The sequence below is a fragment of the Ramlibacter sp. PS4R-6 genome, from assembly GCF_037572775.1.
Lineage (GTDB): Bacteria > Pseudomonadota > Gammaproteobacteria > Burkholderiales > Burkholderiaceae_C > Ramlibacter.
Genome location: NZ_JBBHKA010000001.1, coordinates 2,628,181 through 2,648,713, shown reverse-complemented (window position 1 = coordinate 2,648,713; position 20,533 = coordinate 2,628,181). Strand labels below are relative to the sequence as shown.

Below are 20,533 nucleotides of genomic sequence, written 5' to 3'. Positions count from 1 at the left end.
TGCGCGGTCAGCCGACCCACTTGCGCGCGTTGCGCCACAGGCGCATCCACGGGCTGAAGTCGCCCTTGTCGCCGCTGGTCCAGGACATCTGGACGTTGCGGAACACGCGCTCGGGGTGGGGCATGATGGCCGTGAAACGGCCGTCGGCCGTCGTCACGCTGCACAGGCCGCCGGGGCTGCCGTTCGGGTTGGCCGGATAGGCCTCCGTGGGCTTGCCGTGGTTGTCGACGAAGCGGGCCGACGCGATGACCTTGGCCTTGTCGCCGCGGTACGCGAAGTTGGCGTAGCCCTCGCCGTGCGCCACCGCGATCGGGATCCGGCTGCCGGCCATGCCGGCGAAGAAGATCGACGGCGAGTCCAGCACCTCCACCAGCGACAGCCGCGCCTCGTAGCGCTCGCTGCGGTTGGTGGTGAAACGCGGCCACGCCTGCGCGCCCGGGATGATGTCCGCGAGCTCGGCCACCATCTGGCAGCCGTTGCACACGCCCAGCGCGAAGGTGTCGGTGCGCGCGAAGAACGACTTGAACTGATCGGCGAGCTTCGGGTTGAAGGTGATGCTGCGCGCCCAGCCGATGCCGGCGCCCAGCGTGTCGCCGTAGCTGAAGCCACCGCAGGCCACGAAGCCCTGGAAGTCGCCCAGCTTGGCGCGCCTCGACTGCAGGTCGGTCATGTGCACGTCGTAGGCTTCGAACCCGGCTTCGGTGAACGTGTACGCCATCTCGACGTGCGAGTTCACGCCCTGCTCGCGCAGGATCGCGACCTTGGGGCGCTTCAGGTTCAGGAACGGCGCCGCGACGTCTTCCTTCGGGTCGAACGTGAGCGAAACGTGCAAGCCCGGATCGTCGGGTGCCCCCGCGGCCGCATGCTCGCTGTCGGCGCCCGCCGGGTTGTCGCGCTCGCGGGCGATCTTCCAGCTGACGCTGTCCCACACCTGCTGCAGGTCGAGCAGGCTCGCGCTGAACACCGCCTTGGTATCGCGCCAGACCTCGACCGCGGGCTTGGCCGCCGCCTTGCCGACGAAGTGGCTCCACTTCGACAGGCCGTGCTCGCGCAGGACCTGCATCACCTCGTTGCGCGACTCGGTCGGCACCTGCAGGACGACGCCCAGTTCCTCGTTGAACAGCGCCTTGAGCGTGAGCTCCTCGCGCCGGGCGCTCACCTGCGACGCCCAGTTCTTGGCATCGCCGTATTCCGCGCGGCTGTCGCTGATGCCGTCGCCTTCGGTGACGAGCAAGTCGACGTTGAGCGTCACGCCGACATGGCCCGCAAAGGCCATCTCGCAGGCGGCCGCGAACAGGCCGCCGTCGCTGCGGTCGTGGTAGGCCAGGATGCGGCCCTGCGAGCGCAGCTGGTTCACCGCGTTCACCAGGCTGGCCAGGTCCTTCGCGTCGTCGAGGTCGGGCACCTCGTCGCCGCTCTGGCCGAGCGACTGCGCCAGGACGCTGCCGCCCATGCGATGGCGGCCCTTGCCCAGGTCGACCAGCACCAGCGTCGTGTCCCCGTCGGCCTTCAGCTGCGGCGTGAGCGTGCCGCGCACGTCCTGCAGCGTCGCGAAACCCGAAACGATCAGGCTCACGGGCGACGTGACCTTCTTGCCGTCCCACTGCGTGCGCATCGACAGGCTGTCCTTGCCGACGGGGATGGAGACGCCCAGCTCCGGGCACAGCTCCATGCCGACGGCGCGCACCGTGTCGTACAGCGCGGCGTCCTCGCCCGCCTCGCCGCAAGCCGCCATCCAGTTCGCGGAGAGCTTCACGCGCGACAGTTCGATCGGCGCCGCCAGCAGGTTGGTGATCGCCTCGGCCACCGCCATGCGGCCGGATGCCGGCGCGTCGATGGCGGCGATCGGCGTGCGCTCGCCCATGCTCATCGCCTCGCCGGCGAAACCCCGGTAGTCGGCCAGCGTCACGGCGCAATCGGCCACCGGCACCTGCCACGGGCCGACCATCTGGTCGCGGTGCGTGAGGCCGCCCACCGTGCGGTCGCCGATGGTGACGAGGAAGCGCTTGGAGGCGACCGTCGGGTGCGACAGCACCTGGATCGCGGCGTCCTGCAGCTTCACGGCGGTGAGGTCGACGGGCTTGAATTCGCGTCGCACCCGCTTCACGTCTCGGTGCATCTTGGGCGGCTTGCCGAGCAGCACGTCCATGGGCATGTCGACCGGCGACGCGCTGCCCTCCTCGACCAGCCGCAGCTGGCGCTCTTCCGTCGCCGTGCCGACCACCGCGAACGGGCAGCGCTCGCGCTCGCAGAAGCCGCGGAACTGCTCCAGCGATTCCGGCGCGATGGCCAGCACGTAGCGCTCCTGGCTCTCGTTGCACCAGATTTCCTTGGGTGCCAGGCCCGATTCCTCGACCGGCACCGCGCGCAGGTCGAAGCGCGCGCCGCGGCCCGCGTCGTTGGTCAGCTCGGGGAAGGCGTTGGACAGGCCGCCCGCGCCGACGTCGTGGATCGCCAGGATCGGGTTGCGGTCGCCCAGCGACCAGCAATGGTTGATGACTTCCTGCGCGCGGCGCTCGATCTCGGGATTGCCGCGCTGCACGGAATCGAAATCCAGGTCGGCTGCGTTCACGCCCGTGGCCATCGAGCTCGCGGCGCCGCCGCCCATGCCGATGCGCATGCCGGGACCGCCCAACTGGATCAGGAGCGTGCCGGCCGGAAAGAGGATCTTCTTGGCCAGCTTGGCGTCGATGGTGCCGACGCCGCCCGCGATCATGATCGGCTTGTGGTAGCCGCGCTTCACGCCGCCGGTTTCGAGTTCGTACTCGCGGAAGTAGCCCAGCAGGTTGGGCCGGCCGAACTCGTTGTTGAAGGCCGCGCCGCCCAGCGGGCCTTCGATCATGATCTGCAGCGGCGAAGCGATGTGTTCCGGCTTGCCGCCCGGCTGGTCGCTCCAGCCGTCCCACAGCTTCGACACGGTGAAGCCCGTCAGGCCCGCCTTGGGCTTGGAGCCGCGGCCGGTCGCGCCCTCGTCGCGGATTTCGCCGCCCGCGCCGGTGGACGCGCCGGGGAAAGGTGAAATCGCCGTCGGGTGGTTGTGCGTTTCCACCTTCATCAGCACGTGGTGCAGCGCCTGCTGCTTGCGGTAGGGCGCGGCGCCCGGCTCGTCCGGTGCGAAGCGCTCCATCTCGTAGCCTTCCATGATCGACGCGTTGTCCGCGTACGCGACCACCGTGTGCTGCGGCGCCTTCTGGTGCGTGTTGCGGATCATCCCGAACATGCTGCGCTCCTGCGCCTGGCCGTCGATGGTGAACTGGGCGTTGAAGATCTTGTGGCGGCAGTGCTCGCTGTTCGCCTGCGCGAACATCATCAGCTCGACGTCGGTCGGGTTGCGCTTCAGGCCCCTGAAGGCGTCCACCAGGTAGTCGATCTCGTCGTCCGCCAGCGCCAGGCCGAACTGCATGTTGGCCTTTTCCAGCGCGCCGCGCCCGCCGCCGAGCACGTCCACGTACTCCATCGGCGCCGGCGCCAGCTCGTTGAAGAGCGCATGCGACTCGGCGCGCGTGAACATCACGCTTTCGGTCATCCGGTCGTGCAGCAGCGCCGCAATGGCGCACGCCTGCGCCGGCTCCAGCGCGCCCTTCACGCCTACGCGGAATTCCGTGATCCGCTCGACGCGCCGCAAGGCCAAGCCGCAGTTGTGGGCGATATCGGTCGCCTTCGACGCCCAGGGCGAAACGGTCCCGAAGCGGGGCGTCACGACGATCAGCGCCCCGTCGGCGGGCGCGACCGGGTCGCCGTAGGTCAGCAATGCGGCCAGTTGCGCCCGCTCGCCGGCGCCCGGGGCGTGATCCGTGGCCACCAGATGGACGAAACGCGCCGAAAGCGCGTTCACCTTGGGATGGATCGCCTGCAGGCGGGGAAGGAGTTGCTGGATTCGGAAGTCGCTGAGGGCGCGCCCGCCCTCGAACTCGGTGATGTGCGGCGTCACGGGTGCATTTTACCCGTGCAGCGAAGTCATTCTGCCTCTGGGATAATCGCATCGTCATGAGCATCACCTACAAGAGCGCCGAGGAAGTCCAGGGCATGCGCACGGCGGGCCGCCTGGCCTCCGAGGTGCTCGACCACCTCACGGGGCACATCAAGCCCGGGATCACCACCAAGGAGATCGACCGCCTGGCGGCCGACTTCATGAAGAAGCAGGGCACCACCTCGGCCACGCTGGGCTACCAGCCCGCCGGCTACCCGCCCTACCCCGCGTCGCTGTGCACGTCGGTGAACCACGTGGTCTGCCACGGCATCCCCAACGACAAGCCCCTGAAGAAGGGCGACATCCTCAACGTCGACGTCACCGTCATCAAGGACGGCTACTTCGGCGACACCAGCCGCATGTTCATGATCGGCGACGTGTCCATCGCCGCCAAGCGCCTGGTGACGCTCACCTACGAGGCCATGTGGCACGGCATCGTCAAGGTGCGCCCCGGCATCCACCTGGGCGACATCGGCTGGGCGATCCAGAAATTCGCCGAAAGCCACGGCTTTTCGGTGGTGCGCGAGTTCTGCGGCCACGGCATCGGCCGCAACTTCCACGAGGAGCCGCAGGTGCTCCACTACGGCAAGCCCGGCACGCTCGAGGAGCTCAAGCCCGGCATGACCTTCACGATCGAGCCCATGATCAACGCGGGCCGCCGCGACGTGAAGGAATGGGGCAACGACGGCTGGACCATCGTCACCAAGGACCATTCGCTCTCCGCCCAGTGGGAGCACACGGTGCTGGTGACCGAGACCGGCTACGAGGTGTTGACGCTTTCGGCGGGCAGCCCGCCCCCGCCGGCCTTCGTGCCCGCGCAATGATGCAGCTGGGGCTCGCTCCCGGGCCCGCCGCGACCGACCTGCAGGCGCTGCGTGACGACTACCGCGCGCGCAAGTCCGCTGTTCTCGCTACGCTGCAAGCCCAGGGCGCCTCCACCCGCGGCATCACCAAGCTGCTGCAGAAGCTCTCGCGCGAAGCCGACGTCACGCTGCGCAAGCTCTGGGACGCGGCCGGCCTGCCTGATGACTTCGCGCTGGTGGCCGTCGGCGGCTACGGCCGCGGCGAGCTCTTTCCGCATTCCGACGTCGACGTGCTGGTGCTGATGCCCGACGGCGCCTCGGCCGACGGCGATGGCGACGGCGCGGTCAAGCGCCACGTGGAGGCGTTCATCGGCCATTGCTGGGACGCGGGCCTGGAGATCGGCTCGTCCGTGCGCACGGTGGCCGAGTGCGTGGCGCTGGCGAAGGACGACGTCACCGTGCAGACCTCGCTGCTGGAGTCGCGGCCGCTCACCGGCAACCGCAAGCTGCATGCGGAGTTCGTCAAGCGCTTCAGGCCGACGGTCGACCCCCGGGCCTTCTTCGTCGCCAAGACGCTGGAGATGCGCCAGCGGCACAACAAGTTCGAGAACACGCCGTACTCGCTGGAGCCCAATTGCAAGGAGTCGCCGGGCGGCCTGCGCGACCTGCAGGTGATCCTGTGGGTGGCCAAGGCGGCGGGCCTGGGGCAATCCTGGGACGAGCTCGCGCGCAACGGCATCGCCACCGACTTCGAGGCGCGCCAGGTCAAGCGCAACGAAGCGCTGCTGTCGCTGATCCGCGCGCGCCTGCACGTGATCGCCGACCGCCGCGAAGACCGGCTGGTGTTCGACCTGCAGACGGCCGTGGCCGAGTCCTTCGGCTACAAGAACGAGATCAGCGAATCGGGCCGCTTGGTATCGCGCGCCAGCGAGGCGTTGATGAAGCGCTACTACTGGGCGGCCAAGGCGGTGACGCAGCTGAACCAGATCCTGCTCCTGGGCATCGAGGAGCGCCTGGACCCCAGCGGCCGCGCGCCGGAGCCGATCAACGAGCGCTTCCTGAACAAGGACGGGATGATCGAGGTCGCGAGCGACGACCTGTACATCCGCAACCCGCACGCCATCCTCGAGACCTTCCTGATCTACCAGACGACGGTCGGCGTCAAGGGATTGTCGGCCCGCACCCTGCGCGCGCTCTACAACGCGCGCAACGTGATGGACGCCAAGTTCCGCAGCGACCCGGCCAACCACGAGACCTTTCGGCAGATGCTGATGGAGCCCGCGGGCATCACGCACGCCCTGCGGCTGATGAACCAGACGTCGGTGCTCGGGCGCTACCTGTGGGTGTTCCGCAAGATCGTCGGCCAGATGCAGCACGACCTGTTCCACGTGTACACGGTGGACCAGCACATCCTGATGGTGGTGCGCAACGTGCGGCGCTTCTTCATCCCGGAGCACGCGCACGAGTACCCGTTCTGCTCGCAGCTGGCGGCCGGCTGGGACAAGCCGTGGATCCTGTACGTGGCCGCCCTCTTCCACGACATCGCCAAGGGCCGCGGCGGCGACCACTCGGAGCTGGGCGCGCGCGACGTGCGCCTGTTCTGCCGCCAGCATCGCATCGCCAAGGAGGATTGCCAGCTGGTCGAGTTCCTGGTCAAGGAACACCTCACGATGAGCCGCGTGGCGCAGAAGGAGGACCTGGGCAACCCCGAGGTGATCAAGGCATTCGCGCAGCGCGTGGGCAACGAGCGCAACCTGACCGCGCTGTACCTGCTGACGGTCGCCGACATCCGCGGCACCAGCCCCAAGGTGTGGAACGCGTGGAAGGGCAAGCTGCTGGAAGACCTGTACCGCTACACGCTGCGCGTGCTGGGCGGCCGCGCGCCGGACCGCGACGCCGAGGTGGAAGCGCGCAAGCGCGAGGCGCTGGTGCAGCTGGCCCTCTACGCGCTGCCGCACGAGGGCCACAAGAAGCTGTGGGACACGCTGGGCGTGGACTACTACATGCGCCACGACGCGAGCGACATCGTCTGGCACACGCGCCACCTCGCGCGCCACGCCGGCAAGGCCAAGGCCATCGTCCGTGCGCGGCTGTCGCCCATCGGCGAAGGGCTGCAGGTGCTGGTGTACACGCCCGACCAGCCGGACCTGTTCGCACGCATCTGCGGCTACTTCGACCAGGCCGGCTTCTCGATCCTGGACGCCAAGGTCCACACCGCCAACAACGGCTACGCGCTGGACACGTTCCAGGTCGTGAGCTCGATGCTGCCGGAGCACAACCGCGAGCTCGTGAGCATGGTGGAGTCGGAACTGGCCCACACCATCGAGCAGGCCGGGCCGCTGCCCGCACCCAGCCGCGGCCGGGTGTCGCGCCGCGTGCGCAGCTTCCCCATCGCGCCGCGCGTGCAACTCGCGCCCGACGAGAAGGCGCAGAAATGGCTGTTGTCGATCTCGGCCAGCGACCGGGCGGGCCTGCTGTACTGCATCGCCCGCGTTCTGGCCAAGCACAAGATCAACCTGCAGCTGGCCAAGATCTCGACGCTGGGCGAACGCGTGGAAGACACCTTCCTTGTCGACGGCCCCGAGCTGCAGCAGAACCGCAAGCAGATCGAGATCGAGACCGAGCTGCTGGAAGCGCTGGCCGGCTGATTCAGCCCAGCTTGTCGCGCCAGAAGGCCGCCAGGCGGGCGCCCGAAGCTTCCCGCGAATAGCGCGCCGCGGTGGCCCGCGCTTCGCCGACCAGGGCTTCGTACGCCATCCCGCCGCGCATGACGAGGTCGATGGCCCGCGCCAGCTGCTCGACGCAGCCGAAGACGTCTTCCTCCGCGGCCCAGAAGCCATTGGCAGGCGTCGCGGTATCGTCGCCGCCGGCCACGCCGCAAAAGCCCGCCACCACCGCGCCGCTCGACATGGCCTCGAGCGTGGTGAGGCTGTGCGCCTCCATGCGCGCCAGCGACAGGAAAACCGCCGACTCCCCCATGGCCTGCGCCACCTGCGCCTCGGTGGCGTTCTGGATCACGACCCACGTGACCGAGGACGACAGCTTGGGGTAGCGGTGGCGCAGCAGGTCGGCGATCACGCCCGCCTCCACCGGCCGCTTGCGCGGGATCACCGCCACCTGCATCTTCTTGGCGCGCGGCGCGAACAGCGCCACGTCGATCATCGGCGGCGTGTACGCGACCGGCAGGCCGGGAAAGCGCTCGCGGCAGTAGAGCATCACCGAATGGCTGGTGCACAGCACCTGTTCCACGCCGTAGTCCGCGTACGAGGCACGCGTGCCCAGGCCTTCGTGCACGTACCAGGGCGATTGGCAGAACACGAATTTGCGGTTGGGCCGCGCAGCCCAGGTCTCCAGCAGCGGCCGGAAATTCTCGGGCAGCACCAGCAAATCGTCGTCGCGGATATCCGAATGCAGGACTTGCTTCGCGCGCGTTGCGAACCACGTGGGCGCGGCGCCGTCGGGGGTCGCGATCACCGCGTCGAGTCCCGCGTGCGCGATCAGTTCGACGTGCTGGAAGGCCCCCTTGATGCCACCGGCGATGGCGTTCGCCGAGCCGTAGACGTAGACGATGCGCCCGGCCATCACGCAGCCTTCGCGCCGAGGAAGCCGCGCCAGAACGCGGCGAGCGCGTCGGTAACCGGCTGGCGGCGGTAGCGCGCCGCCGTTTCGCGGCCGGCGGCGACCATGCCGTCACGCACCGGCCCGCCCTCCTGTGCGACGGCCAGCGCGCGGTCCAGTTGGCGCGCGGCGTCGTACAGGTCGTCCTCGCGGGCCCAGAAGCCGCTGCGCAGCGTCGCCGAGTCGGTCCCGCCCGGCAGGCCGCTGTAGCCGGTGACGACGCAATCGCTGGCCATCGCCTCCAGGCCCGTCATCCCCATGGCCTCCAGCCGCGCCATCGAGAGGAACACCGCCGACTCGCCCATCGAGCGCGCCACGTCGTCCTCGCTCGCCTCCTTCGCGAAGTGCCAGGGCACGTGCTTCCACTGCGGGTACCTGGCGTGGAAGAAGTCGTGCAGTGCGCCGAACTCCACCATGCGCTTGAACGGCACGGCCATTACCTGCAATTTCTTCTCGGCGGCGGGCTTGAACACCTGCTCGTCGATCAGCACCGGCGTGTACGCCAGCTGCGTGCCGGGAAAGCGCTCCCGGCAGAACTGCATCACCGTGTGGCTCGGGCACAGGATGTGACGCACGCCGGCTTCGGCGAACGACGCGTAGTTGGCCAGCCCCCGGTACACCAGCGACCAGCTCTGGCAGAACACCAGCTTGCGGTTGGGGCGCGGCGCGAACCGCTCCAGCCATTTGTGGCTGTTCTCGGGCAGGACGAGGACGTCGTCCGCACGAAGGTCGGCAAAGGTTTCGTGCGGCGCGTCGGTGCGGAACCACCCGGGCGGTTTGCCATCCGGCGTGGCGACGACGGCGTCGAACCCCGCACCGCGCAACAGCTCCACGTGACGGAACGTCGTCTTGACGCCGCCGGAGAACTCCGGGGCCGGCCAGCTCAGGTAGGCGATGCGCGGCATCCACCGAGCATAGCGAACTCTTCAGTCGTCTTCGCCGGCGTCCAGGCCCGGGAACAACACTTCCGTGAAGCCGAACTGCGTGAAGTCGCGCACGCGCATCGGGTACAGCTTGCCCAGCAGGTGGTCCACCTCGTGCTGCACCACGCGGGCATGGAAGCCGTCGGCCGTCCGGTCTATGGGTTTCCCTTCGGGGTCGAAGCCCGTGTAGCGGATCGCCTTCCAGCGCGGCACGACGCCGCGCAGCCCCGGCACCGAGAGGCAGCCTTCCCAGCCGTCTTCCTCTTCGTTCGACAGGGGCGTGATCACGGGGTTGAGCAGGATGGTGCGCGGCACGGGCGGCGCATCGGGATAGCGCGGGTTCGGCGCATCGGTGCCGAAGATCACCAGCTGCAGGTCGACGCCGATCTGCGGCGCGGCAAGGCCCGCGCCGTTGGCGGCCTTCATCGTCTCGAACATGTCGGCGACGAGCGTGTTCAGTTCGGGCGTGCCGAAGCGGGTGACGGGTTGCGCGACGCGAAGCAGTCGCGGGTCCCCCATCTTGAGGATCGGGTGTACGGCCATGGCAGCACGGATCGTACAGGTGTCGCGTGCGGCAGACGCGTTGCACCGTCAGAAATGACAGAAGCCGCAGGGGCTTGCGCGCAATGCACTACCGCACACCCGCGGCACAAGTTGCGAAGTGCGTCACCGGAATGGGGCGCGATGCGGCGCCTGACCTGCCACCGTTTGTAGTGGCGCGTGAGCAATCGTCACAAAAGCGGAGGCACCCCTGTCAACTCTGACAGTACATCGCGGAACGACATATTGACCTGCAACGCAGCGCCGGTAGATTGGGTGAACGGAGGAAGCGATGAAGAAGAACGAAACTCGCCGCCGGCTGTGCGCGTCGATCGCGCTGGCTCCCTGGCTCGCGCATGCGGCCGTGTCCCCCGACGCCGTGAAGAAGCCGGCCGCGCCCAACTGGCGCCTCTTGATCAACGAAGCGGTCACGGGCGAGACCAACATCTTCCTCCTCACCAGCCGTTACCAGCCCCTGGCGGATTACCTCGGGCAGCACGTGAAAGGCCGCGTCGTCGGCATCGAACCGGTGGTGGACATCCGCCGCTTCATGTCGCTGGCCCAGGGCGAGTCCAAGCCCGACCTGGTGTTCGGCAAGTCGGTCAACCAGTTGGCCAAGCTCGTGCGCGACCACGGCTACCAGCCGCTGGTGCGCCGCGCCGACCCGTACAAGGCCGCTTTCATCGTCGAGAAGTCCTCGCCGATCCGCTCGCTCGCCGAGATCGGCCAGGCCCGCATCGTCATGCCCGACGAGTTCGCCGCGACCACGGCCGTCGCCCGCGCGGAACTGAAGCGCCTGAACATCGCGAACCCCATCGTGATGCACGTGCGCTACCAGGAAGCGGTGGAGCAGCAGGTCAAGAGCGGCATGGGGCAGGTGGGCGTCGTCAACCCGACCATCGCGCGCAAATGGGCTGCGGACGGCGGCCGCATCCTGGCCGAGACGCAGCCGGTCGTGAACTGGTCGCTGCTGGCCGGCCCCGGCATGGGCGCGGAAACGGCGACGCAGCTGCGCGACGTGCTGCTCGCGATGAACAAGCAGGCAACGTCCGTGCTCGGGTCGCTCGGCATCAAGGAATGGGCGCGCGCCGAGCGCCAGGACTACCTCGCCCTCCTCGACTACACCCGGGAATAGACGGATGCGAAGAAACCTCCTGGCCGCCGCGCTGGCGCTGGCCGTCTCCACAACGGCGGCGGCCCAAGCGGTGCCCCAGCCCGTCGAGCAGGCGGCACGCGAGATCGCCGCCGAACTCGCGAAGCAATGCCCGTTGGCGCCGGCGAACGACACCGCCGCCTACGACGCGTGCCGGCGCGGGCTGTTCGCCTCGCAGGCGTTGCGCGCGCGACTGCCGGCCATCCTGCTGTGGGGCCGCGAGAGCAAGGCGCCCGGCGCGACGCTGCGCACCACCCACCTCACGCAGTTCGCGCCCGACGTGTGGACGAACATGTACGTGCCGCTGTTCATGTTCAACGGCCGCTACACGCTCGAATGGGTCGCCGAGGAGCGCCTGTACCGCATGCGGCTCGAGGCCGCCTTCCGCAACCGGCTGGCGCCGGGCCAGTTCCCGTACCCGTTCTGGCACGAGGAAGCGAAGTGGGCCACCTACGAGAACGCCAACGCGGTCACGCTGTGGATCGCGCCGGACACGCAGTTGCTGCGCGCCGCGCAGTTCACGGACATCGCGCCCACGCCGCGCCTGCAGGCGGTCACGCCGGTCAAGCATGCCAAGCATGACGGCCAGTGGGTCTGGACCGACGCGCAGGGCCGCACCCAGCCCGCCGTGACGCTTTTCGACGGCGTGCTGCGCCCCGACAACCCGTACATCCACGCGATGGATCGCCAGTACCGCGACCTGGCGCTGCAGATGCGCGAGTCCCAATGCAGCCAGTGCCACGTGCCCAACAACCCCGAGAAGATGAGCCGACTGGTGCTGCTCTCCACGCCCGCGCATGCGGCGGGCGAGATCGACCGCCTGATCAAGTCGGTGCGCGACGACCGCATGCCCGTCGACGAATTCCGCAACACCGTCCCGCTCTCGCCCGACCAGAAGAGATGGCTGCTCGAGAGCGCCGAGGCCTTCCGCGCCAGCTGGCGGCAGGCCCAGGCGTGGGAACGCGAACGCACCAAGGAGGCCCCATGACAGCGATACGACTTCCCCTCACGCGGCGCACGCTCCTGGCCGGCTCGGCCGCCGCGGCCGCCTGCGCCGCCCTGCCCTTCGCCTGGGCGCAGTCCTCGGGCGCGGACCGCTGGCGCATGCTGGTGAACGAGGCCGTCACGGCCGACCTCAGCATCTCGATGCTTGCGATGCGCTACCGCAGCTGGGCCGAGTACCTGGGCGCGCAGATCCACAACAAGCAGGTGCTGGTGGACCCCATCATCGACATCCCGCGCTTCGTGCAGCAGGCCCTGGGCGACCAGAAGCCGCTGCTGGTGTTCGGCAAGTCGGTGAACCACCTCGCCAAGCTCGTGCGCGACCACGGCTACCAGCCGCTGGTGCGCCGGCCCGAGCCCTACCAGGCCGCGTTCATCGTGCCGAAGGACTCCACGATCCGCAGCGTGGAGCAGCTCTCGGGCCGCAAGCTGCTGCTGCCCGACACGTACTCGGCCACGGCCGCCGTGGCCCGCGCGGAGATCCGGCGCCTGAACATCCGCGAGCCCTACATGTCGCACACGCGCTTCCAGGACAGCGTGGCGATCCAGGTGTCCACGGGGCTCGCCGAAGCCGGCGTGGTCAACCCGACCATCGCACGCAAGTGGAAGGAATCCGGCGGGCGCGTGATCGCCGAGACGCAGCCGGTGGTGAACTGGTCGGTGCTCGCCGCGCCCAAGGTGCCGGCAGACACCGTCGCGCGCCTGACGGAGTCGCTGCTCGCGATGAACTCGGCCTCCGGGCCGCTGCTGGCCGACATCGGCGTGAAGCAATGGGCGCGCGCCGACCGCAAGGAGTACCTGGCATTGCTGGAGTACACGGGGGAATGAGGCGGCATTTCGCCGCGGCGCTGCTGGGGCTGGCCGCATCGTGCGCACAGGCGCAGTTCGCGCGGGCCGAAGACGCCGTGAAGTACCGGCAAGGCACGCTCTTCGTGCTGTCCCAGCATTTCACGCGCATCGGCGCCATGGTGAACGGCCGCGTGCCCTACGACGCGCGCGCCGCCGCCGAGAACGCCGAGATCGTCGCCGTGCTGGCGAAATTGCCGGGCGCGGGCTTCGGCCCAGGCACCGAACACGGCTCGCGCGGCGCCAAGCCCGAGATCTGGACGGAGCAGGCCCGCTTCAAGGAGCAGAACGAGCGATTCATCGCGGAGGCCACGCGCCTCGCCGCGGCGGCGAAGACCCACAACCTCGACCAACTCAAGGCCGCCTACGCCGCGACGGCCGCCACCTGCAAGGCCTGCCATGATGCTTACCGCAACAATTGACCGCCCCGCCGCCTCGCCCGGCCATCGCGTGCGTGTGTGGGACCTGCCGACGCGCATCTTCCACTGGGGGTTGGCTGCGAGCATCGTGGGCCTGTTCGCCACGGGCTACACCGGCGGCGCGATGATGTACTGGCATGCGCGCTTCGGCTACGCGGTGCTGGCGCTGCTGCTCTTTCGCGTCGTGTGGGGTTTCGTCGGCGGGCGCTGGTCGCGCTTCGCGACGTTCCTGCCCACGCCGCGGCGCGTGATGCGCTACCTGTCCGGGCAGGACAAGGGCGGCCTCGGCCACAACCCGCTCGGCGCGCTGTCGGTGTTCGCGATGCTCGCCGGCCTGTCGGTGCAGGTGGCCACCGGCCTGGTGAGCGACGACCAGATCGCCTTCACCGGCCCGCTGAACCGCTTCGTCAGCGAAGCGCAGGGCCTGGCGGCCACGTGGTTCCACAAGCAGGTCGGGCAATGGCTCCTGGCGGCGCTGATCGTGCTGCACATCGCTGCGATCGTCTTCTACCTGGCGCGTCGCCGGCAGAACCTGATCCAGCCCATGATCGACGGCGACAGCGCGCCCGTGCCGCTGCAGCTGCCCGCGTCGCGCGACGACGCGCAGGCCCGCATCGGGGCGCTGCTGGTCTTCGGTGTGTGCGCGTCGGCGGTGGCGTGGCTGGCCAAGCTCAGCTAGACACGAGCTTGCGCAAACCGGCCTCGTCGAGCACGGGCACACCCAGCTCGCGCGCCTTGTCCAATTTGCTGCCGGCCTCGGCGCCGGCCACGACGTAGTCGGTCTTCTTGCTCACCGAGCCCGCGACCTTCGCGCCAGCGGCTTCGAGCATGTCCTTGGCTTCGTCGCGCGTCAGGGTCGGCAGCGTGCCGGTCAGCACCACCGTCTTGCCGGCCAGCGGCAGCGCCTCGCGCCTGGCCGGTTCGCCTTCCTGCCACTTCACGCCGCAAGCTCGCAGCTGCTCCACCACTTCGCGGTTGTGGGGCTGCTGGAAGAAGGTGTGGATGCTTTCGGCGACCACCGGCCCGACGTCCGGCACCTCCAGCAACTGCTCCACGCTGGCGTCCATGATCGCGTCGAGCTTGCCGAAATGCTTGGCCAGGTCCTTGGCCGTCGCTTCGCCGACGTGGCGGATGCCCAGGCCGTAGAGGAAACGCGGCAGCGTCGTGTCCTTCGATTTCTCCAGGTTCTCCAGCAGGTTCTGCGCGGACTTCTCGCCCATGCGCTCCAGCGCCACCAGTCCCGCAAGGCCGAGCCGGTACAGGTCCGGCAAGGTCTTGATCACGTTGGCCTCGACCAGCTGGTCCACCAGTTTCTCGCCCAGGCCTTCGATGTCCATCGCGCGGCGTTGCGCGAAGTGCAGGATGGCCTGCTTGCGCTGCGCGCCGCAGAAGAGGCCGCCGGTGCAGCGGTAGTCGGCCTCACCTTCCTCGCGCACGGCCGCCGACCCGCACACCGGGCACTTCTTCGGCATGGTGAACAGCCTGGCCTCGTGATGGCGCTTGTCCGGCACGACCGCGACGACCTCCGGGATCACGTCGCCCGCGCGCCGCACGATCACCTGGTCGCCCACGCGCACGTCCTTGCGGCGCACCTCGTCCTCGTTGTGCAGCGTGGCATTGGTGACCGTCACCCCGCCCACGAACACGGGCTCCAGCTTGGCGACGGGCGTGAGCTTGCCGGTGCGGCCCACGTAGACCTCGATGCCCAGGACCGTGGTCACCTGCTCCTGTGCCGGGAACTTGTGCGCCACCGCCCAGCGCGGCTCGCGCGAGACGAAGCCGAGCTGCCGCTGCAGCGCGATCGAGTTGACCTTGTAGACCACGCCGTCGATGTCGAACGGCAGGCCGTCGCGCTCCTTGCCGACGGCCTGGTGGTAGGCGACGAGGTCCTCGGGGCCGGTGCACACCTGCGTGCGGTCCGACACCGGGAAGCCCCAGGACTTCAGCGCCAGCAGCGATTCGTACTGCGTGCCGAAATCCAGCGCCGGCGCCACTTCGCCGAATCCGTACGCGAAGAAGCTGAGGGGCCGCTGGCGCGCGATCGCCGGGTCGAGCTGGCGCACGGCGCCCGCCGCCGCGTTGCGCGGGTTCACGAAGGTCTTCTCGTTCTTCGCGCCCCGGGCGATCTTCTCGCGCTGCAGCTCATTGAGTTTCTCGAAATCGTCGCGGCGCATGTACACCTCGCCGCGCACCTCCAGCACGGGCGGCACGTCGGCCGGCAGGCGCAGGGGAACTTGCCCGATGGTGCGGATGTTGTGCGTGACGTCCTCGCCCACCTCGCCGTCGCCGCGGGTGGCGGCCTGTACCAGCACGCCGTCCTCGTAGCGCAGGTTGATTGCCAGGCCGTCGAACTTCAGCTCCGCGACGTACTCGATGGGCGGGTCGGCCTCCTTCAGGCCCAGCTCGCGGCGCACACGGCCGTCGAAATTGCGGGCGCCGCTGGCCTCGATGTCGGTCTCCGTGCGGATCGACAGCATCGGCAACTTGTGCCGCACCTTGGCGAAGCCCTCCAGCGGCTTGCCGCCCACGCGCTGCGTCGGCGAATCGGGCGTGCGCAGCTCGGGATGCTTGTCCTCGATCTCCTGCAGCTCGCGAAACAGCTTGTCGTACTCGGCGTCCGGAAGCTCCGGCTCGTCGAGCACGTAGTAGCGGTGGGCGTGGTGGTGGAGCAGCTCGCGCAAGGCGGCTGCGCGCTCTTCAACCTTCGGGCTGGCCATGCCTAGGAGAATAGCCTGCGGGCCTGCGCCGAACCGGCAGCAAGGTCGCGGGCTTCGAGGATGTCGTAGAGCTTCTCGAGGTGCGAGCCGATCAGGTCCAGCGCTTCGGCGCGGATCACGTCGCCCTTGTCGTCGGCGATGATGCCTTCCATGGACGCGGCCAGCGCGATCGCGGCGTCGCGCATGCGGACGAAGGGCTGCTCGCTGCGGTGCACCTGGGGCACGTCCAGGCTCAGCGTGAACTCGCGCAGCGCCGATTGCGTCGGGTCTTCGGCCAGCGCGGCCTGCGTGTCGAAGTTGATCACCAGCACCGGCGGCTGGCCGGCCATGCTGGCAGGCATCACGAGCCGCCCCGGGATCACGCCCGGCACGAACCCCAGCCGCGCCGCGCCCTGCTGCACGTAGCCCGGGCTCCAGGCGGCGTTTTTCGCGCGCAAGGTGATGCTCAGTTGCGCGTCGTGGTCGCCGGCGAACTGGTCCAGCTCGCGGCCGCGGCCCACCTCGTTGAGCATGTCGGGGAAATCGGGCGAGCCGTTGATCGCATCGGCGAACTGCTGCGCCTTGATCACAAACTCGGAGAACTCGATCTCGTTCAGGTGGCCCGTGCGGTTGGCCAGCTGCACGCCGGCCTGGAAAGCCGTGTAGCGCTGGCCGGCGCGCGGCGGCTCCCATTGCTGCGTGCCTTCGTTCAGGCCCTCGACGGCGAAGGGCTTGCTGCCGGCGCGGCGCGTTGGCGGCAGGGCGGCGATGGCCGCGTCGCCCGTCACCACGCCTTCGATCGCGATCGGCGCGATGGCGTCGATCAATGCGTCCAGCGGCGGTTTTCTTTCCACCGGCGGCAGGGTCGGCTCGGCGTCGAACACCGGCTCGCGCGGCTGGACGGGCTCCAGTGACGCCGTGCCGACGCCCGCGGGCTGCCGCGGCGAGTTGCGGCGCGAGATCCACGCGTTGTAGCCGACCAGCGAGGCGAGCACGAGCCCGCCCAGCAGCGCCACACCCAGCGTGAACCCCGACATCAGGCCGCTTCGGCCATCGACACGGCCGATTCCATGTCCACCGCGACGATGCGCGAGACGCCCTGTTCCTGCATGGTCACGCCGATCAGCTGCTCGGCCATCTCCATCGCGATCTTGTTGTGCGAGATGAAGAGGAACTGCGTCTCCTTGGCCATGCTGGTCACGAGCTTCGCGTAGCGCTCGGTGTTGGCGTCGTCCAGCGGCGCATCCACCTCGTCCAGCAGGCAGAACGGCGCGGGGTTCAGCTGGAAGATCGCGAACACGAGCGCGATGGCCGTGAGCGCCTTTTCGCCACCGGAGAGCAGGTGAATGGTCTGGTTCTTCTTGCCCGGGGGCTGCGCCATCACCTGCACGCCCGAGTCGAGGATCTCGTCGCCCGTCATCACCAGCCGGGCGTTGCCGCCGCCGAAGAGCTCGGGGAACATGCGGCCGAAGTGCTCGTTGACGGTGTTGAAGGTCGAGCCGAGCAGCTCGCGCGTTTCCGCGTCGATCTTGCGGATCGCGTCCTCGAGCGTGGTGATCGCCTCGTTGAGGTCGGCGGTCTGCGCGTCGAGGAACTGCTTGCGCTCGCGCGAGGTGGTCAGTTCTTCCAGCGCCGCCAGGTTCACCGCGCCCAGCGCGGCGATCTCGCGGTGCAGGCGGTCGATGTCGTTGGCCAGGCCCGCCAGGCGCACCTTGCCTTCCTCGATGGACTTGCCGACCGCTTCGAGGTCCGCCTGCGCGTCGGTGAGCAGTTGCGAGTATTGCTCGAAGCCCAGGCGCGCGGCCTGCTCCTTCAGCTGGAAATCGGTGATGCGCTGGCGCAGCGGATCGAGCTCGCGCTCCAGCTGCAGGCGGCGCTCGTCGCTGGCGCGCAATTTGGCGGTGAGGTCGTCGTACTCGCTGCGCTTGGCGCCCAGGGCCTGTTCGCGCTCGGACTTCAGCGCCAGCGCGCTTTGCAGGCCCGCCTGCGCGGCGGCGTCGGTCAGGCGGGACAGCTCGTCGTTCGCGCGCGATTCCTCGGCGGCGATCGAAGCGACCTGCTGGTCGGACGTCTCGATGGCGCGCTGCAGCTCGCCCTTGCGCGCCTCCACCGAGCGCTGCGCGAACTGCGCCTCCTGCGCCTCGCGCTCCAGGCTGCGGTGCTTCTCGCGCGACTCGGCCAGCTTGCGCTCGGACTCGATCACGCGCTCGTCCAGCTGGGCATGCCGCTCCTGGCTGTCGGCCAGCTGCATGTCCAGTTCCTCGAACTTGCCTTCGGCGGTGACGCGGCGCTCCTGCAGCTGTTCCAGCTGCGCGTCGACTTCGCCCAGGTCCGCGGCGATCTGCTCGCTGCGCGCGCGCGTCTGCTCGGCCAGCTGCGTCAGTCGGACCACCTCGACCTGCAGCTCGTGGGCCTTGCCCTGCGTTTCCGCCGCGTCGCGGCGCGCGGTGACGAGGCGCTGCGACGCATCGCTGTACGCCGCTTCCGCGCGGACCAGCGCGGTGCGCGCCTCTTCGGCGATCAACGCCTGCGCGCGCAGTTGCTTCTCGAGGTTCTCGATCTCCTGCTGGCGGGCCAGCAGGCCGGCCTGCTCGGAATCCTGCGCGTAGAAGCTCACGCTGTGGCGCGTGACGGCATGGCCGGTCTTGACGTAGATCGCCTGGCCGGGGCCGAGCTTCTCGCGCGCGGCCAGCGCATCCTCGAACGAGGCAGCCGTGTAGTAGCCATGGAGCCAGTCGGCGAGCAGCGCCTTCTGGCCGGCGTCGTTCAGGCGCAGCAGGTCCGACAAACGCTGCAGCGGGGCCGCGCCCTCGGGGGCCGCGGCTTGCGGCGGCGAATAGAAAGCCAGCTTGGCGGGCGGCGCGTCGGATGCGAAGGCGCGCACCATGTCCAGCCGCGACACCTCGAGCGAGTTCATGCGCTCGCGCAGCGCGGCTTCCAGCGCGCTTTCCCATCCCGGCTCGACGTGGATACGGCTCCACAGGCCTTGCAAGTTCTCCAGCCCGTGCTTCGCGAGCCACGGGCGCAGCTTGCCGTCCGTCTTCACCTTCTCCTGCAGGGCCTTGAGCGCCTCCATGCGGGCCGACAGGTCGGCCTGCTTGGCGCTCTCGCCGTTCACAGACTGCTGCTTGGCGCGGCGGTCGTCGTCGAGTTGCGGCACCTGCTCCTGCAATTCGTGCAGGCGGGCATCGGCGGTTTCGGCGGCCTCCTGCGCGGTGGCCAGTTGCTGCTGCAGGTTCGACAGGCGCGCTTCATCGGGCGCGGCCAGCGCGTTCTTGTCGGCGGCCAGGCGCTCGCGGCGCAGGGCGAGGCTGCGCGACTGCTCCTCGATGTTGCGCTGGTCCGCGGCCAGCACCTGGATCTGCTGCTGCACCTGCGCGACGTTGCCGCGCTGCTCATTGGCCTTCGCCTGTGCCTGCCGCAGCGCTTCTTCCAGCTCCGGCAGGTGCGTGTCGTGCTCTTCCAATTGCGCGGCGAGCAGCGTGGCCTTTTCTTCGGCCTCGACCTGCTGCGCGGCCAGCGTCTCGATCTCGCCGGCGGCTTCTTCCTTGCGCGCGAGCCACTGCGCCGTCTGTTCCTTCAGCTGCACCAGGCGCTGCTCGACGCGCTGGCGGCCTTCGACGACGAAGCGGATCTCGGCTTCGAGCCGCCCGACTTCGGCACTGGCTTCGTAAAGGGAGCCCTGCGCCTGGTTCACCTGGTCGCCGGCGGCGTAGTGCGCCTGGCGGATGGTCTCCAGGTCGCTCTCGACCTTGCGCAGGTCGGCCACGCGCGACTCGAGGTCGTTGACGGCCTTCTCGGCGTCGGCCTTGATCTTGGCCTGGTCGGCTTCGCTCTCGGCGCGCTTCAAGAACCACAGCTGGTGCTGCTTGAGCGACGCTTCGGCCTGCAACGCGTTGTACTGCTGCGCCACCTCGGCCTGCTTCTCCAGCTTGTCGAGGTTGGCGTTGAGCTCGCGCAGGATGTCCTCGACGCGCGTCAGGTTCTCGCGCGTGTCCTGCAGGCGGTTTTCCGTCTCGCGCCGGCGCTCCTTGTACTTGGAGACGCCCGCGGCCTCTTCGAGGAACAAGCGAAGCTCCTCGGGCTTGGATTCGATGATCCGGCTGATCGTGCCCTGGCCGATGATGGCGTAGGCGCGGGGGCCGAGGCCCGTGCCCAGGAACACGTCCTGCACGTCGCGCCGGCGCACCGGCTGGTTGTTGATGTAGTAGCTGGACGTGCCGTCGCGCGTCAGCACGCGCTTGACGGCGATCTCGGTGAACGTCGCCCACTGGCCGCCGGCGCGGTGGTCGGCGTTGTCGAACACCAGTTCCACCGACGATCGCGACGACGGCTTGCGCGTGGTGGTGCCGTTGAAGATCACGTCCTGCATCGACTCGCCGCGCAGCTCGGAGGCGCGCGACTCGCCCAGCACCCAGCGCACCGCGTCCATGATGTTGGACTTGCCGCAGCCGTTGGGGCCGACCACCCCGACCAATTGGCCGGGCAACATGAAGTTGGTGGGTTCGGCGAAGGACTTGAAACCGGAAAGTTTGATCGAGGTAAGACGCACGGGCCCAGCTT

Annotated in this window: 14 protein-coding genes; 7 read left to right on the top strand and 7 right to left on the bottom strand. The window is 69.0% G+C overall.

From position 1 onward, the window contains the following. Positions 1 to 7 precede the first annotated feature (7 nt). On the bottom strand, positions 8 to 3,931 hold the full coding sequence (gene purL / locus WG903_RS13140; RefSeq protein ID WP_340076038.1) for a phosphoribosylformylglycinamidine synthase: 3,924 nt from the start codon (positions 3,929 to 3,931) through the stop codon (positions 8 to 10). A gap of 56 nt (positions 3,932 to 3,987) precedes the next feature. Between purL and map the strand changes: the two genes are divergently transcribed. Together map and WG903_RS13130 are read left to right on the top strand one after the other, a co-directional pair. Next, positions 3,988 to 4,794, top strand: a complete 807-nt coding sequence (gene map / locus WG903_RS13135) for a type I methionyl aminopeptidase (RefSeq protein WP_340076036.1) — start codon at positions 3,988 to 3,990, stop codon at positions 4,792 to 4,794. Further along, positions 4,791 to 7,421 (top strand): [protein-PII] uridylyltransferase, encoded by a 2,631-nt coding sequence (locus tag WG903_RS13130; RefSeq protein ID WP_340076034.1) that lies wholly within the window; start codon positions 4,791 to 4,793, stop codon positions 7,419 to 7,421. Before map ends, WG903_RS13130 begins: the two co-directional genes overlap by 4 nt. A 1-nt stretch (position 7,422) precedes the next feature. Here WG903_RS13130 and WG903_RS13125 read toward each other — a convergent pair whose 3' ends face one another. From WG903_RS13125 to def, 3 genes are read right to left on the bottom strand one after another with little or no spacing between them, the layout of a single operon-like run. Continuing rightward, the gene (locus WG903_RS13125) at positions 7,423 to 8,355 is read right to left on the bottom strand and encodes a hypothetical protein (RefSeq protein WP_340076032.1); all 933 of its coding nucleotides are present in this window, start codon (positions 8,353 to 8,355) and stop codon (positions 7,423 to 7,425) included. Continuing rightward, positions 8,355 to 9,296 carry a hypothetical protein gene (locus tag WG903_RS13120; protein WP_340076030.1) on the bottom strand — a complete coding sequence of 314 codons (942 nt, stop codon included), beginning with the start codon at positions 9,294 to 9,296 and terminating at the stop codon, positions 8,355 to 8,357. Before WG903_RS13120 ends, WG903_RS13125 begins: the two co-directional genes overlap by 1 nt. A gap of 21 nt (positions 9,297 to 9,317) precedes the next feature. Continuing rightward, positions 9,318 to 9,857 (bottom strand): peptide deformylase, encoded by a 540-nt coding sequence (gene def, locus WG903_RS13115; protein ID WP_340076028.1) that lies wholly within the window; start codon positions 9,855 to 9,857, stop codon positions 9,318 to 9,320. Positions 9,858 to 10,146: 289 nt separating this feature from the next. On the opposite strand from def, the gene WG903_RS13110 reads away from it, so the two are divergent. The 5 genes from WG903_RS13110 to WG903_RS13090 are packed head-to-tail and all read left to right on the top strand — an operon-like array spanning position 10,147 to position 13,953. Further along, entirely contained in the window at positions 10,147 to 10,989 is an 843-nt protein-coding gene (locus tag WG903_RS13110; protein ID WP_340076026.1) for a phosphate/phosphite/phosphonate ABC transporter substrate-binding protein, read from the top strand. Positions 10,990 to 10,993: 4 nt separating this feature from the next. Continuing rightward, positions 10,994 to 11,995 carry a hypothetical protein gene (locus tag WG903_RS13105; protein ID WP_340076023.1) on the top strand — a complete coding sequence of 334 codons (1,002 nt, stop codon included), beginning with the start codon at positions 10,994 to 10,996 and terminating at the stop codon, positions 11,993 to 11,995. Beyond that, the gene (locus tag WG903_RS13100) at positions 11,992 to 12,837 is read left to right on the top strand and encodes a phosphate/phosphite/phosphonate ABC transporter substrate-binding protein (protein WP_340076021.1); all 846 of its coding nucleotides are present in this window, start codon (positions 11,992 to 11,994) and stop codon (positions 12,835 to 12,837) included. The genes WG903_RS13105 and WG903_RS13100 overlap by 4 nt, the downstream gene beginning before the upstream one ends. Beyond that, on the top strand, positions 12,834 to 13,277 hold the full coding sequence (locus tag WG903_RS13095) for a c-type cytochrome (RefSeq protein ID WP_340076019.1): 444 nt from the start codon (positions 12,834 to 12,836) through the stop codon (positions 13,275 to 13,277). The genes WG903_RS13100 and WG903_RS13095 overlap by 4 nt, the downstream gene beginning before the upstream one ends. Further along, on the top strand, positions 13,255 to 13,953 hold the full coding sequence (locus WG903_RS13090) for a cytochrome b/b6 domain-containing protein (protein WP_340076017.1): 699 nt from the start codon (positions 13,255 to 13,257) through the stop codon (positions 13,951 to 13,953). The genes WG903_RS13095 and WG903_RS13090 overlap by 23 nt, the downstream gene beginning before the upstream one ends. Here WG903_RS13090 and ligA read toward each other — a convergent pair. Genes ligA through smc form a run of 3 tightly spaced genes read right to left on the bottom strand, consistent with a single transcriptional unit; the run spans position 13,946 to position 20,522 of the window. Then, positions 13,946 to 15,991, bottom strand: a complete 2,046-nt coding sequence (ligA, locus tag WG903_RS13085) for an NAD-dependent DNA ligase LigA (protein WP_340076015.1) — start codon at positions 15,989 to 15,991, stop codon at positions 13,946 to 13,948. The two genes, WG903_RS13090 and ligA, sit on opposite strands and share 8 nt — an antisense overlap. 2 nt (positions 15,992 to 15,993) lie before the next feature. Next, entirely contained in the window at positions 15,994 to 17,007 is a 1,014-nt protein-coding gene (locus WG903_RS13080; RefSeq protein WP_340076013.1) for a cell division protein FtsZ, read from the bottom strand. Next, positions 17,007 to 20,522, bottom strand: coding sequence for a chromosome segregation protein SMC (smc, locus tag WG903_RS13075; RefSeq protein WP_340076011.1), 3,516 nt, complete (start codon positions 20,520 to 20,522; stop codon positions 17,007 to 17,009). Before smc ends, WG903_RS13080 begins: the two co-directional genes overlap by 1 nt. Positions 20,523 to 20,533 lie beyond the last annotated feature (11 nt).

Coding starts and splice junctions, on each gene's coding strand:
- WG903_RS13095 (WP_340076019.1), top strand. CDS start 12,834: ATGAGGCGGCATTTCGCCGCGGCGCTGCTGGGGCTGGCCGCATCGTGC.
- WG903_RS13080 (WP_340076013.1), bottom strand. CDS start 17,007: ATGTCGGGGTTCACGCTGGGTGTGGCGCTGCTGGGCGGGCTCGTGCTC.
- WG903_RS13120 (WP_340076030.1), bottom strand. CDS start 9,296: ATGCCGCGCATCGCCTACCTGAGCTGGCCGGCCCCGGAGTTCTCCGGC.
- WG903_RS13105 (WP_340076023.1), top strand. CDS start 10,994: ATGCGAAGAAACCTCCTGGCCGCCGCGCTGGCGCTGGCCGTCTCCACA.
- map (WP_340076036.1), top strand. CDS start 3,988: ATGAGCATCACCTACAAGAGCGCCGAGGAAGTCCAGGGCATGCGCACG.
- WG903_RS13125 (WP_340076032.1), bottom strand. CDS start 8,355: ATGGCCGGGCGCATCGTCTACGTCTACGGCTCGGCGAACGCCATCGCC.
- WG903_RS13090 (WP_340076017.1), top strand. CDS start 13,255: ATGATGCTTACCGCAACAATTGACCGCCCCGCCGCCTCGCCCGGCCAT.
- WG903_RS13130 (WP_340076034.1), top strand. CDS start 4,791: ATGATGCAGCTGGGGCTCGCTCCCGGGCCCGCCGCGACCGACCTGCAG.
- WG903_RS13100 (WP_340076021.1), top strand. CDS start 11,992: ATGACAGCGATACGACTTCCCCTCACGCGGCGCACGCTCCTGGCCGGC.
- WG903_RS13110 (WP_340076026.1), top strand. CDS start 10,147: ATGAAGAAGAACGAAACTCGCCGCCGGCTGTGCGCGTCGATCGCGCTG.
- ligA (WP_340076015.1), bottom strand. CDS start 15,991: ATGGCCAGCCCGAAGGTTGAAGAGCGCGCAGCCGCCTTGCGCGAGCTG.
- def (WP_340076028.1), bottom strand. CDS start 9,857: ATGGCCGTACACCCGATCCTCAAGATGGGGGACCCGCGACTGCTTCGC.